Here is a 13216-nt window from a genome sequence, read left to right on the forward strand (position 1 = left end):
ACACTCAGGAAAACCGCTTGCGGTTTTCGGCCCATTCAGCGGGGGTCTGCCCCCAGATATCGACCGCCACATCGGCATAGGGAGGTGGCAGGCGGCCCGGCCCGCGGTTAGATGACCCCAGAGCCTGCGCCACGCGCTGAGAGCCGATATTGTCGGGCGCGATGGTGTGGATCACGTCGTCCCAGCCCAGAACGTCGAACACATAGTCGATGCAGGCGGCGGCGGCTTCGGTGGCGTAGCCCTTGCCCTGTGCCGAAGACAACAGGCCCCAGCCGACTTCGCGGGCGGGCCACTGATAGGGATATAGCGGCCCGATGCGGCCTACCCACGCGCCGGTCGCTTTCTCCAGCACGCTGAACATATGAAAGCCGTCGAGCGCCCACGCCCCGGCGATGGCACGTGTTACTCGCCAGGTCACCGCATCCGGCGTCACCCCGCCCAGATGGGTCATGACCTTTTCATCGGACTGAAAGGCACAAAAGGCTGGAAAATCCTCGGTCACGGGCGGGCGCAGGATCAGGCGCGGCGTTTCCAGAGTGGGGCCAAGCGGAGAGAGGGTGGGTAAACGAGTCATAGTCCCGACTTAACCTCAGCATCCGGCCCTTGCCAGTGACAAATCGGTTATCCGAACGGCAGGCAACAAAAAAGGGCCTCCGAAGAGGCCCTTTTCTGGTTTTGGAAAACCGCTTTTCTTAGGCTTAGGCCAGCGACGGGTCGATCGCCTTACAGGCTTCGATCAGGCCCTGAACGCTTTCCACTGACTTGGCGAACATGGCCTTTTCTTCGTCGTTCGTGGTGAACTCGATGACCTTTTCCGCGCCGTCCTTACCGATCAGCACCGGCACGCCGACATAGAGGTCGTTCAGGCCGTACTGACCCGTCAGGTAGGCGGCGCACGGCAGCACGCGCTTCTTATCCTTCAGGTAGGAGGTGGCCATGGCGATGGCCGATTCCGCCGGGGCGTAGAAGGCCGAACCGGTCTTCAGCAGGGCGACGATTTCGCCACCACCGCCACGGGTACGCTTCACGATGGCGTCCAGCTCGTCCTGCGACAGGAAGCCGGCCTTCACGGCGTCCGGCAGAGGCAGGCCGCCCACGGTCGAATGACGCACCATCGGGACCATGTCGTCACCGTGGCCGCCCAGCGTCCAGGCGTGGATGTCTTCGACCGAGATGCCGGTCTTTTCGGCCAGGAAGTAGGCAAAGCGCGCCGAGTCGAGCACGCCCGCCATACCGATGACCTTAGAGGTCGGCAGGCCGGAGAACTTTTGCAGCGCCCACACCATGGCATCGAGCGGGTTGGTGATACAGATGACAAAGGCGTTCGGGGCGTATTGCTTGATGCCTTCGCCGACGGCCTTCATGACCTTCAGGTTGATACCCAGCAGGTCGTCGCGGCTCATGCCCGGCTTGCGCGGCACGCCGGCGGTGACGATGCAGACGTCGGCACCGGCGATATCGGCATAGTCGTTGGCGCCCTTCAGGGCGACGTCCTTGCCGAACACGGCCGAGGCTTCGGCGATGTCCAGAGCCTTACCCTGCGGCACACCTTCGGTGATGTCGAACAGGACGACATCGCCCAGTTCCTCACGCGCGGCGATATGGGCCAGCGTGCCCCCGATCATACCCGAACCGATCAAAGCAATTTTGGCGCGTGCCATAAGCATTCCCTTTTCCATCTGAACCCGCAGGGGGTGACAAAGATTAACGGCCCTCTAAACCCGTTAACGAGGCTTCGCAAGACCATGCGCTGCAACATTATGAAATGTGATGCGCAAATCCCGCAGGGGCTATACACAGGAGGCCTTAATATTTTGCCTTATCCGCCTGCGAAAGACCGACCAATGGCTGAGTTTACCGTTGATCCGCGCATCGAAGCCGCCTCCGTGTGGATTGGCGAGCTGAGCCTGTGTCAGGTGCGGCTGCAAAAGGACGCGCGCTTCCCGTGGCTGGTGCTTCTGCCGCGGCGGGCGGGCCTGACGGAACTGACCGAACTGAGCGAGGCCGAACACGCCCAGCTACGCGCTGATCTGCATGTGGCCGAACAGATGGTGCGCCGCGCGGCGGAGGTTATGGGGCAGCCGGTCACCAAGCTCAATATCGCTAATCTCGGCAATATCGTCGCGCAACTGCACATCCACGTGATTGCCCGCCACCCGCACGACGCGGCCTGGCCCGGTCCGGTCTGGGGGTATGGTATACCCGAAAGCTATGATGCCAGCAGTCTGCAATTGCTGGAAGCGCGCCTTCGGAAGGTGCTAGAATGATCGAAATTAAGGGAATTTGTTTCTTAGAAGAACGAAAATGACACCTCTTAAAAAGAAAATTTCTTTTATAACAACGACTATTCTGTCTATTGGAATTATAGCCGTCGTGTCTGTAATGTCTTATACAGGTGCGTCGAAATCCAGCCAAACCGGGACTCATTTTCGTATTACTGTTGTTGTTGATGTAAAAGGTCATACATACTCAGGATCTACTGTGCAGTCCTACAGCTGTCCCGGTCCTTCCCGGTCTTTTGGCGCGCACGTGCCGGGTCGATGCCGCATTTTGGGGGAGGCACTTAATGTTGAAACCCCGGAAGGAACTATTCTCTTTTTACTAAAGACAAAAGCAAACCTTGCCCACTTTGCAAGCGGAAGCGCCGATGGGCTCGCTCGGAATATTTCTCATGCTTTAACTAAAGACGGTAATTTAAAAGCGTATCTTGGACCACAACCCGTTCTTGTTACGCCAAAAGGATTGAAATTAGCCGAAGATAACGAGATTGAAGTATTGTCGATAAGCGTCGCTCAGACTAACGAACCAGTGGAATATGGACGATTATCGTATAGCATAAATCACGGCGCATCCGGAACTATCAAATCCTATGATCTGATTGCCCGATATTGAAAACCTACTGCGCCTGCATGACCACCGGGGTGGCTGTACCGGCGGGGTCGATCATCTGTCCGCGCCAGCGACCGTCAGGTTCGCGGCGCAGGTCGAGGCGATAGCGCCCTCTGGAGGAGCCCGACTGATAGTCGAGCGTCAGGCGATCATCGGTTTGCATGGCGCTTTCGATCAGGCCGGAGCGGTTAAGGCCCACCCCGCCTTGCAGGGAGCGCCACGCCCCATCCACCTGAGCGCCTCCGCCGCGCAGGGCCAGCGACACCAGCTTATCCCCGGTGAGCGACGACACCAGCCAGTTGCCTTCCAGATCGCCCGCCCGGCTCTGACGCGCCAGCAGCCCGGACCGGATGCTGGAATCGTAGCGCATCTCCGCGCCGGTCTTCTGGCCTTCGTAGTCCCGGGCATAGGCATCGACCGTCACCGAAGCCAGATTGCGCGGAGCGGCAGGCGTTTCAACGGGTTGGCGCACCGCTTCGGGCACGCTCAGGGTCGGGGCATTGGTGGGGGTTGGTGGGGGGGTGACCGGAAGGGACGCCGTCGCCACGACGTCTGCCGCCTTGTCTGGCGTCGGCGGGCTGACCGTGCGCGGCTCGACCTTTTCGGCGGTGATGGCCGCATTGAGGTCAGCCTTGGGGGCCGGAGCGGTTTCGGGCTTTACCGTCGCCTGATAGGGGATGGGGGCCGTCGGAAGGTCGAGCCTGTCTTCGGTCTTCGGCGTGGGCTTAACGGCTTCCGATGAGGCCAGAGGCGTGGGCGTTGGATTGTGAGGTACGGGCTGACCGTCCACCTTGATCTTCGCACCGAACAGATCATCGACCGCCTTACCGGCGTCGGTGGTCAGGGTGCCGTGGCTTGCTGAGGTGGCCGTCGTAGCCGGGGTCGTTGCGGGCCTGGGCTTTGGGGTTTGCGTCGTCTGCGCCACGACCTTGTCCGCCGGTTTGGGGGCAGGGGTCTTGGCAGCGGTTTTCGCCGGGGCGCTCAGGGTGCCGCTTTTGCGGCTGTCGTACTTGTCGCCCTTGTCAGGCATGACATAGGGCGTCCCCTTGGCCGAAGCTGTGGCGGTGACCTTTTCGTCGTCCTTGACCGTGTCCGGCTGTTTGGCGGCTTTTTTGGACGTCGTTGATTTTTTCGTTTCGGTGTCGGCCGTTTGAGTCGGCTTCGATTTGCCGCTCGGCTTACCGCTTTGGGCCGCCTTTCCCTTTTTCGACTCTGTCTCGTCTGTTTCAGCGGTCTTTGTTTTGGCTGAGGCTTTCGACTTGATCGATGGCTTGTCGCTTTCGCTGGTCTTGGCCGTGCCGGTCTTGCTCTTGGCGCTGGCCTGAGCGCTCGCCTGCGTTTTGGACGCGTCCGCCGATTTGGCCGATTTGGGCGTCGCCTTCGTCTCGGTCTTTGTCTTCGTCTCCCCCTTGGCGGCAGCGGCGGCCTCATCGGCGCGGGCCGTGACGCGTGCTGCGGCAGCGGCTGTACCGGCCTGAGCGGACGCCACAGGCAGGGTCAGGGCCGAAGACAGAAGCAGAACCTTGAGAAGGGGATGGCGCATAGGCAAACGGGTCACGCTGAAAAACACCTGAACTACACTCTCTAACGCAGGGGAGACGGAAGTCTGTTCGCCAAAAAGGCGAAATCATCCCTCCCTTACCCAAATCTAAGCGACCAACCGAGGCCGAAATGCGGCAATATGTCACGATGGCGCGTTTGTGAACCGCTCACGATATCGCTAACACATGATCTGTTTTTCACTTTTTCGGGCGGCATACGTGTCAGAAAAGCCTTCGCGGACGCAAAAAACACCCCCCTGACCATGCGCTATGTTGACACAGGGACGTCAGGGTCTAAAAAGCCCCCGAAGACGCGGAAACTTAACCTTTTCCGTGCATCCACAAGTGGGGCCTGCGCGTACAAGCCTCGCACTGCACACACCGGGTATATCAGGGCCACGCAAGCACATGTCAAAGCCTCCGTCCACCGAAGCGGCCTATCGTCCGCTCTCTCCGCACCTTCAGGTGTGGAAATTCCACATCACCATGTTCACCTCGATTCTGCACCGGGCGACCGGCATTGCCTCGGTCGTGGGTGCGGTCATGGTCGCGGCATGGCTTCTGGCCATTGGTCTGACGGCATCGGGTCACTGCCCTGAGGCCTACACGCTGTTCCTGTCGTTTGCGGCCTCGCCCTTCGGCCTGTTCGTGTGGTTCGGCCTCACGCTGGCGGGCTTTATCCACCTGACCGGTGGCCTGCGCCACCTGATCTGGGACATGGGGCTGGGGTTCAAAATTTCTTCGGCCAATGCGCTGGCCTGGTGGTCGCTGCTGGGCGGTATTGCCCTGACGCTGGCCTTCTGGGCTGTTCTGTTCGCTACGGGCAAGGTGGTGCTGTGATGGTTGACTCCTATCTGAAACAACGCTCGGCCAAGGACTGGAAAAAGTCCGAAAAGCACGGCGCCGGTGAATGGCTGGCGGAACGCTGGACCTCAGTCGCCCTGTTTTTCCTGACCCTGTGGGCCGCCTGGAGCGCCTTCGGTCTGGCCAATCAGGGCTATGAGGCGGCACTGGCCTTTGTGAAGGTGCCGCTTAATGCCGGGCTTCTGGCCGCGACCTTCGTGATCACCATGTGGCACACCTATATGGGCCTGAACGCCAATGTTCTGGACTACTTCCCGAACTCACGCGTGCTGCGTCTGCTCAATCTTCTCTTCTGTGTGGCTGTCCTCGCTGTGGCGCTGGGCGGCATCTATCTGGCTTTTAAGGCGTAACCCATGTCCTACAAGATCATTGAACACGAATATGACGTGGTGGTCGTAGGCGCCGGTGGCGCAGGCCTCCGCGCTGCGCTGGGCTGCGGTCAGTCGGGCCTCAAGACGGCCTGTATCACCAAGGTCTTCCCGACCCGCTCGCACACGGTTGCTGCGCAAGGTGGTGTGGCCGCCTCGCTCGGCAATATGGGCGAGGACAAGTGGCAGTGGCACATGTACGACACCGTCAAGGGGTCGGACTGGCTGGGCGATCAGGACGCCATCGAATACCTTGTCCGCAATGCGCCGGACGCGGTTTATGAGCTGGAACACTGGGGCGTGCCCTTCTCGCGCACCGAAGACGGCAAGATCTATCAGCGTCCGTTCGGCGGCATGACCAAGAATTTCGGCGAAGGCCCGGTGCAGCGCACCTGCGCCGCCGCCGACCGTACCGGTCACGCCATGCTGCACACGCTTTATGGTCAGTCGCTGAAGGAAGATGTTGAATTCTTCATCGAATATTTCGCGCTCGACCTGATTATGGACGACGGCGTTTGCCGCGGCGTCACCTGCTGGAAGCTGGACGACGGCACCATCCACGTCTTCCGCGCGCACCTCGTCATCCTCGCCACCGGCGGCTATGGCCGCGCCTACTTCTCGGCCACCTCGGCCCATACCTGCACCGGCGACGGTGGCGGCATGGTGCTGCGCGCCGGCCTGCCGCTGCAAGACCTTGAGTTCGTGCAGTTCCACCCGACCGGCATCTACGGTTCGGGCTGCCTGATCACCGAAGGCGCACGCGGCGAAGGCGGTTACCTGACCAATTCGGCAGGCGAACGCTTCATGGAACGCTATGCGCCTTCGGCCAAGGACCTCGCCTCGCGCGACGTCGTTTCACGCTCCATGACCATGGAAATCCGCGAAGGCCGCGGCGTCGGTCCGCATAAGGACCACATCTTCCTGCACCTCGATCACCTGCCGCCCGACCTGCTGCACAAGCGCCTGCCGGGTATCTCGGAATCGGCGAAAATCTTTGCTGGCGTCGATGTGACCAAGGAGCCGATCCCGGTCATCCCGACCGTCCACTACAATATGGGCGGCATCCCGACCAACTATCACGGCGAAGTCGTGACGCTGAAGGACGGCAACCCGGATGCCGTGGTGCCCGGCCTGATGGCTGTGGGCGAAGCGGCCTGCGTCTCGGTGCACGGGGCCAACCGCCTCGGCTCCAACTCGCTGATCGACCTCGTCGTGTTTGGCCGCGCGGCGGGCAAGCGCGCGCCGGAGCTGGTCAAGGCCGGTACGCCGCACAAGGATATGGGCAAGTCGGCGGTCGAAGCGCATCTGTCGCGCCTAGACAAGTTCCGTAACGCCAATGGTCAGGCCCCGACCGCCGATCTGCGCCTCAAGATGCAGCGCGCCATGCAGGAAGACGCCGCCGTCTTCCGCACCGGTGAGACGCTGGAACAGGGCGTGCGTCGTCTGGACGAAATCTTCAAGGCGTCCAAGGACATCGGCATCAAGGATCGCGGCATGATCTGGAATACCGATCTGCTCGAAGCGCTTGAGTACGACAACCTGATCGCTCAGGCCGTCATCACCGTCAATTCGGCGCTGAACCGTAAGGAATCGCGCGGCGCCCACGCCCGTGAAGACTATCCGAACCGCGACGATGACAACTGGATGAAGCACACCCTGATGTGGCTCGATACCGAAACGGGTCAGGTCACCACGGATTATCGTCCGGTCCACACCTATACGATGACCAACGAAATCGCCTATATCGCGCCCAAGGCGCGGGTCTATTAAGGGGAGAATGGAACATGGTTGAACTGGCTCTCCCCAAGCGCTCTCAGATCAAGAACGGCAAGCGTTACAAGGCCCCGTCGGGGTCGAAGAATGTGCGCGTGTACAAGATCTATCGCTACGATCCGGATTCGGGTGAAAACCCGCGCTGGGACAAGTACGAGGTCGATGCCAAGGCCCACGGGCCGATGGTGCTCGACGCCCTGATCCACATTAAAAATAACGTCGATTCGACGCTGAGCTTCCGCCGTTCGTGCCGCGAAGGTATCTGCGGGTCGTGCGCCATGAATATCGGCGGGCGTAACACCCTGGCCTGCACCAAAGGCCATGAGGAATATAACGGCGAGATCACCATCTCGCCGCTGCCGCACATGCCGGTGGTCAAGGACCTCGTGCCGGACCTGTCGGGCTTCTATGCGCAATACGCCTCGATCGAGCCGTATCTGCAATCGACGACGCCCGACCCGGATAAGGAGCGCCTGCAAAGCCCGGCCAACCGCGACAAGCTGGATGGGCTCTATGAGTGCATCCTGTGCGCCTGTTGTTCGACCTCCTGCCCCAGCTACTGGTGGAATCAGGACAAGTATCTGGGCCCGGCGGCCCTGCTTCAGGCCTATCGCTGGATCGCCGATTCGCGTGACGACCACACCAAGAAGCGTCTGGAATCGCTGGAAGACCCCTTCAAGCTGTACCGTTGCCACACCATCATGAACTGTGCGCAGGTCTGCCCTAAGGGTCTCAACCCGGCTAAGGCCATCGCTGAAATCAAGAAGATGATGCCGGCGAAGGGCTAATCTCATTATGGGGGAAACAGCGTTTCCCCCATGTGCCCCCTTCCTATATCGAAAAAATTTGCTAGAGACGGCTCGTCGCAAATTTTTGCTTTCTATTCCGAGAGCCGAAGCTTTTGCTTCGGCTCTGTGCTTTTGAAATGGCCCCCTATGCCCAAGATCACCTATATCGAATCCAACGGCAAAACCCACGAGATCGAGGTCAAGACTGGCAACTCGGTCATGGAAGGGGCGATCAAGCACAATATTCCCGGCATCGACGCCGACTGCGGCGGGGCCTGTGCCTGCGCCACCTGCCATGTCTATGTCGATCCGCAGTGGTTTGACAAAACCGGCGGCCCGTCGGTGATGGAAGAATCCATGCTCGACTTCGCGCAGGACGTTGAGCCGACCTCGCGCCTGTCGTGCCAGATCCGCGTCACCGAAGCGCTGGACGGCCTGATTGTGCGCCTGCCCGAAAGCCAGCACTGATTTTCGGGTCAGAATAAATTGGCCACGAAAAACACGAAAAGACACAAAAATCAGAGTGCTTGCACTCTGAGCGTCCCAAGGACATGAGGTGTACTCTCCTTCGTGAGTGCAGCGTGTTCTGCGTCCTTGTCACCGGCGAGCGTTTCGTTTTCGTGGTCAAATCCATGACACCTGTCCTCAAACTCTGGCTCGACGCCCTTAAGCCCAAACCGCTCCCGGTTTCGGGGCTGGAGCGGATGCGCAGCGGTATGGGGGCGTGTCTCGGCATCGGTTTCACCGCCGTGATCAGCCTGATGCGCGCCGTTTATCATGTCCAGAGCGCTTTCCGAAACGAAGTTCGGCGAAGCCAAAAGTGTGACGCACTTTTCGGATAAAAAAGCGCGTTAAACTAAAAAGACGCCGCCTGAAAAACGCCGTAATCGGCACCAATATGAACGGTGTTCAAATCAACGGAGCGGACTCATGGACGACTTTCCCACCCCGACACCCCGGTCGCCGAAAGGCCGATCCAAGGGCACAAAATTCCTTGTCGTTTGCGCACTGGCGGTGCTGATGGCCATTCCGGCGCTACTGGTCTTTGCGCTGTTGATGGAGCGCACCAACCGGGCCGAAGGCGTCGCGCGTGAAATCGGCGATCAGATGGGCGGCGAACAGGTCTTTCTCGGCCCGGTGATCCAGATTCCCTATGTCATCCCGACGCGCACCTCCACCGATGAAAAGGGCAATCGCGTCGTGCTGGCGCAGGAAAGCGGCAACCTGATCGTCTTCCCGCAAACGGGTAAGGCCAGCGCCGCCACCAAAAGCGACGTGCGTTCGCGCTCCATTTTCCGCGTGCCGGTCTATACGGCGGACCTGAGCTTCGATGCCGCCTTTGACCTGAAAGGCGTGCAGGCCGCCCGACCCGGTGCGGTGCTGATGTGGGACAAGGCGCAGCTGGTGACCGGGGCCAGCGATTCCCGCGGCGCGCGCAAGGACATTGTGGCGCAGATCAATGGCGCATCGGTCATGCTGGCGCCCTCCGGCCCCGGCGTGACGGGGTTCAGCCCCGACGGCACCGATTTCGACCTGTTTGCCGCCCCGCTGAGCCTGAGCGACACTGCCGCCCCGCTCAATATCAAGGTGGGGATGACCTTCACCGGCACGCGCAAGCTGGGCATCCTCGCCTATGGCAAGTCGTCCGAAGCCACCATTACCGGCGACTGGAAATACCCGTCTTTTGGTGGCGGCTTCCTGCCTACGACGCGGCAAACCGATGAGGCGGCCCGCCAAGGCGGTTTCAGCGCGCAGTGGTCGGTGCCGTTTATCGCGCGCGGCCTGCCCGCCGTCATCGACCAGAGCCAGATGATGACGCTGGGCAAATCCGAACTGTCGGTCACCTTTGTCGAGCCGACCAATCCGTATCAAAGCGTCGGCCGCTCACTGAAATACGCCCTGCTGTTCGTCGGCCTCGTCTTCCTGACCTACTTCCTGTTTGAGAGCACCTCGAAGAAGGAACTGCACCCGGCGCAATATATTCTGGTTGGGCTGGCGCAGATCACCTTCTACCTGCTGCTGTTGTCCTTTGCCGAACGCATCGGCTTTGACGCGGCCTTTGTGGTGGCGGCCGGAGCGACCGTGACGCTGATCGCCGGCTATGCGGGCCTGATCTTCCACTCGCGCTGGCGCTTTATGGCGGCGTTTGCGGTGTTCAGTGCCCTCTATGCCCTGATCTACGTGCTGATGCGCATGGAAGACTATGCGCTGCTGGTCGGGGCCTGCTCGGCCTTCCTCGTCATCGCCGCCGTCATGGTGCTGACGAGGAATATCAACTGGTACAGCAACCGGATCGAGGGGGAGTAATTTTAGTTCTTCCCCCTGATATCAGGGGGAAGGTCTTCTATTGTCACGCCATGCCCAGAATGCGCCGGGCCTGTGCCAGTGTCTCAGCCGTCAGGCCCAGAGGATTGGGCTCTTCGGCTGGGGTCTCCGGCGTCTTTACCGGCTCTGCTTCTGCCACCGCGATGACCGGGGCCGCAAGGGGTTCAGGCAGGGGGGCGGGTGTGGCTACGGCGGCGGCGGTGATCTCAGGCGCAGGTGCGGGCGTCTGCGTTACCGGTGCCTTCGCCTCGTTGCTTTCAAAACCGACGCCCATCTGGTGCGGCAGGTGCAGGGCGAAGGTGGCCCCGCTCTGTGGTTCGGACTCCAGTGTGATCCAGCCGTCGTGCAGTTCGACCAGCGCCTTGACCAGCGCCAGCCCAAGACCCGGCCCGCCGCGTTCGCGCCCGACAAAGCGGTCGAAGATGTGCGCCTGTGTATGATAGGGGATGCCGCGGCCCGTATAGCCGATCTCCAGCGTCAGGGTGTCGCCTTCTTTGCGGCTGCGGATGGTGATCTGCCCTTCCTGCGCGGCGTTGCGCAGGGCGTAGTCCAGCAGATGATCCAGCACCTGCCCCAGACGCTGCTGGTCGGCGCGGATCAGGGCGCGCGTGTCGAGCCCGACATAGTCGAAGCGGATGCCCTTGGCGCTCAGCGTGTCGGCCTGACGGCCCAGAGCGGCGGCCACGGTCCGCGACAAGTTGAAATCCGACGGCGACAGCGACATTTCACCGGCGTCGATCTGCGCCATGTCCAGCACGTCGTCGATCGAGCGCGCCAGTTCCTGCGACGCGGCCTGAATGGCATTGAGGAAGCCCCGGCGGCGGATTTCGGCGGGGTCAGCCTCGGCCGCATTGGCCTGACGTTGCAGCAGGTCGGCATAGCCGACAATGGTCGTCAGGGGCGTGCGCAACTCATAGGAGACATTGGCGACGAAATCGCGTTTCAGCCGCACCGACTCCGTCAGGGCCACGTCGCGTTGTTCGATAGCCTCTTCCAGAGCGCGGCGGTCGGTGATGTCGCTGAAGGCCACCAGAGTCGCGCCGTCGGGCAGGGGCTGTGTTCGCCACTGCGCCAGACGCCCGTCCGAGGTGCGTACCTCACCGATCTGAGGCGCGCGGGCCAGCGGGTCGATATCGGTGACGCGCGCTTTCAGCTCGGCCCAGAAACCGCGATCGTGCACCAGCGGCAGGCACAAGGCCGTCAACTGCCCGAAGTCGGAATTGAGCGCCAGTTCGTCGGGCGACAGGTTCCAGAAGGCATCAAACGCCGCATTGCGCAGACGCAGGCGACCATCGGAGCCAAACACCGACACGGCATCGGTCAGTTGATCCAGCGTCGCGCGCTGCACCTGAATCAGCGAATTGAACTGCGCCTTAAGCGTTAGTTCCCCTGTCTTGTCCGAGAACAGCAGCAACAGGCCGCCCAGCGGGTGCGGCTGACGCACAACACGCAGCGACCGGCCATTGGGCAGCGACCACATCTCGTCCGGTGCGGCCTCGCTCAGGCCATAGAATTCCAACTCCTGCGCCTTCCACGTTACGAAATCCGAGGTTTCGGGCAGCTTGCGCTTTTGCCGCAGCCGGTCGAGCAGTTCGCCGTGCGTCGGACGCTCTGCCAGCCACGCGGGTTCCAGATCCCATAGGGTCTCAAAGGCGCGGTTATGGAAGGTCAGGCGTTTTTCCGGGCCGAAAATGGCCACGGCGTCTTCGAGGTGATCCAGCGTATCGTCATGCGCCTTCGCATGGCGTTTGAGCGCTTCGCGGCTCTCCTCGGATTCGGTAACATCCAGCGCGTAGGCGCAGACATAGGCGTCGCCCAGAGGCTCGGCCACCACCTGAAAAGCGCGGCGCTGACCGTGGATGGTCAGCCAGCGGAAACCTTCGCGGCGCACGTGTTGTTCGGCGGCTTCGACCACCAGCGCCTCGGCAGAGCGGTCGAGCCCCAGTTGTTCGGCGCGCGCCTGCTCGACATTTTCCGCATCGACGGCTTTCAGCCAGGCGGCATTGGCCCACACCAGTTGCCCGTCACGCACCACCCAGCAAGGTGCGGGGATCAGGTCGGCCATGCGCGCAAACGGGCCGGACGACAGGGAGGTGTGCTCGCTGGCAATGGCCAGACGCACCCACGCCGTCGCGCCTGTGGCCCGCCCTTCGACCAGCAGGGTCAGCCCAGCGGTCTTGGCCCCGACAAGGCTTCGCGGCGCTTCGGTGAAGACCTCAAAGCGGCAGGGGCGGCCTTCGGCGATCAGGCGTTTCAGCGCCTCGGCGGCCTCCTTGGATGACCCGGCCAGACCTTCGATAACGCGCGGCGCGACCTCTTCGGAAAAGGGAATACGGAAGGCGTCAGCGATGGTTTTAAGCGTTTCATCGCCCCAGACGAGGCGCACCGTCTCGCCTTCGATAGCGACAAAGGCCTCATCAAACGCCAGTGTGGCGGCGTCCAGTTCCCCCAGCACCGTATGCTGTACATCAAGGCGGGACTTATAGCCTTCGCTGAGCTTCGTCAGGCGCGCCTTAAGGCGCCAGGCCAGAACCGTGGTCGAAAAGGCCAGCGCAGTCGCGCCAGCAGCGGCGGCAAAGGCAATGGTGGCAACGGTCATACGGCGGCCCGGATCGAATCACTGAAAGGCCCATACTAATGCAAAGCGATTCGCCTCCCAAATGAATAT

The 13216-nt window shown here is 61.3% G+C and carries 12 protein-coding genes; 8 read left to right on the forward strand and 4 right to left on the reverse strand.

All coding sequences use genetic code 11. The features are described from left to right. Positions 1-4 precede the first annotated feature (4 nt). Positions 5-574 (reverse strand): GNAT family N-acetyltransferase, encoded by a 570-nt coding sequence (locus Q0072_RS05940; protein WP_298327110.1) that lies wholly within the window; start codon positions 572-574, stop codon positions 5-7. A 124-nt stretch (positions 575-698) separates the two neighbouring features. Beyond that, complete coding sequence (mdh, locus tag Q0072_RS05945) at positions 699-1661, reverse strand: malate dehydrogenase (RefSeq protein WP_013477739.1); 963 nt, start codon at positions 1659-1661, stop codon at positions 699-701. A gap of 183 nt (positions 1662-1844) precedes the next feature. On the opposite strand from mdh, the gene Q0072_RS05950 reads away from it, so the two are divergent. Continuing rightward, positions 1845-2267, forward strand: coding sequence for an HIT domain-containing protein (locus Q0072_RS05950; RefSeq protein ID WP_298327118.1), 423 nt, complete (start codon positions 1845-1847; stop codon positions 2265-2267). 37 nt (positions 2268-2304) lie between these two features. Then, entirely contained in the window at positions 2305-2892 is a 588-nt protein-coding gene (locus tag Q0072_RS05955; protein WP_298327121.1) for a hypothetical protein, read from the forward strand. Positions 2893-2896: 4 nt separating this feature from the next. On the opposite strand, the gene Q0072_RS05960 is transcribed toward Q0072_RS05955, so the two are convergent. After that, the gene (locus Q0072_RS05960) at positions 2897-4447 is read right to left on the reverse strand and encodes a hypothetical protein (protein WP_298327124.1); all 1551 of its coding nucleotides are present in this window, start codon (positions 4445-4447) and stop codon (positions 2897-2899) included. 391 nt (positions 4448-4838) lie between these two features. Here Q0072_RS05960 and sdhC point away from each other — a divergent pair, with 391 nt between their 5' ends. The 6 genes from sdhC (at position 4839) to creD (ending at position 10530) form a co-directional block, all read left to right on the forward strand. Next, positions 4839-5270 carry a succinate dehydrogenase, cytochrome b556 subunit gene (sdhC, locus tag Q0072_RS05965; protein WP_013477742.1) on the forward strand — a complete coding sequence of 144 codons (432 nt, stop codon included), beginning with the start codon at positions 4839-4841 and terminating at the stop codon, positions 5268-5270. Further along, positions 5270-5644, forward strand: a complete 375-nt coding sequence (gene sdhD / locus Q0072_RS05970) for a succinate dehydrogenase, hydrophobic membrane anchor protein (RefSeq protein ID WP_298327128.1) — start codon at positions 5270-5272, stop codon at positions 5642-5644. The genes sdhC and sdhD overlap by 1 nt, the downstream gene beginning before the upstream one ends. 3 nt (positions 5645-5647) lie before the next feature. Continuing rightward, the gene (gene sdhA / locus Q0072_RS05975) at positions 5648-7432 is read left to right on the forward strand and encodes a succinate dehydrogenase flavoprotein subunit (protein ID WP_298327131.1); all 1785 of its coding nucleotides are present in this window, start codon (positions 5648-5650) and stop codon (positions 7430-7432) included. Between the two features lie 14 nt (positions 7433-7446). Then, complete coding sequence (locus Q0072_RS05980; RefSeq protein WP_013477745.1) at positions 7447-8223, forward strand: succinate dehydrogenase iron-sulfur subunit; 777 nt, start codon at positions 7447-7449, stop codon at positions 8221-8223. A 147-nt stretch (positions 8224-8370) separates the two neighbouring features. Further along, the gene (locus Q0072_RS05985; protein ID WP_126421976.1) at positions 8371-8691 is read left to right on the forward strand and encodes a 2Fe-2S iron-sulfur cluster-binding protein; all 321 of its coding nucleotides are present in this window, start codon (positions 8371-8373) and stop codon (positions 8689-8691) included. Positions 8692-9153: 462 nt separating this feature from the next. Then, the gene (gene creD / locus Q0072_RS05990) at positions 9154-10530 is read left to right on the forward strand and encodes a cell envelope integrity protein CreD (protein ID WP_298327141.1); all 1377 of its coding nucleotides are present in this window, start codon (positions 9154-9156) and stop codon (positions 10528-10530) included. 43 nt (positions 10531-10573) lie between these two features. Here the strand turns inward: creD and Q0072_RS05995 are convergent, their stop codons facing one another. Continuing rightward, positions 10574-13147 (reverse strand): PAS domain-containing sensor histidine kinase, encoded by a 2574-nt coding sequence (locus Q0072_RS05995; RefSeq protein WP_298327144.1) that lies wholly within the window; start codon positions 13145-13147, stop codon positions 10574-10576. Between the last annotated feature and the right edge of the window lie 69 nt (positions 13148-13216).

This window comes from Asticcacaulis sp. (assembly GCF_027484505.1).
Taxonomy (GTDB): Bacteria; Pseudomonadota; Alphaproteobacteria; order Caulobacterales; family Caulobacteraceae; genus Asticcacaulis.

Coding starts and splice junctions, on each gene's coding strand:
- creD (WP_298327141.1), top strand. CDS start 9,154: ATGGACGACTTTCCCACCCCGACACCCCGGTCGCCGAAAGGCCGATCC.
- Q0072_RS05940 (WP_298327110.1), bottom strand. CDS start 574: ATGACTCGTTTACCCACCCTCTCTCCGCTTGGCCCCACTCTGGAAACG.
- Q0072_RS05955 (WP_298327121.1), top strand. CDS start 2,305: ATGACACCTCTTAAAAAGAAAATTTCTTTTATAACAACGACTATTCTG.
- Q0072_RS05985 (WP_126421976.1), top strand. CDS start 8,371: ATGCCCAAGATCACCTATATCGAATCCAACGGCAAAACCCACGAGATC.
- Q0072_RS05995 (WP_298327144.1), bottom strand. CDS start 13,147: ATGACCGTTGCCACCATTGCCTTTGCCGCCGCTGCTGGCGCGACTGCG.
- sdhA (WP_298327131.1), top strand. CDS start 5,648: ATGTCCTACAAGATCATTGAACACGAATATGACGTGGTGGTCGTAGGC.
- sdhC (WP_013477742.1), top strand. CDS start 4,839: ATGTCAAAGCCTCCGTCCACCGAAGCGGCCTATCGTCCGCTCTCTCCG.
- sdhD (WP_298327128.1), top strand. CDS start 5,270: ATGGTTGACTCCTATCTGAAACAACGCTCGGCCAAGGACTGGAAAAAG.
- Q0072_RS05980 (WP_013477745.1), top strand. CDS start 7,447: ATGGTTGAACTGGCTCTCCCCAAGCGCTCTCAGATCAAGAACGGCAAG.
- Q0072_RS05950 (WP_298327118.1), top strand. CDS start 1,845: ATGGCTGAGTTTACCGTTGATCCGCGCATCGAAGCCGCCTCCGTGTGG.
- mdh (WP_013477739.1), bottom strand. CDS start 1,661: ATGGCACGCGCCAAAATTGCTTTGATCGGTTCGGGTATGATCGGGGGC.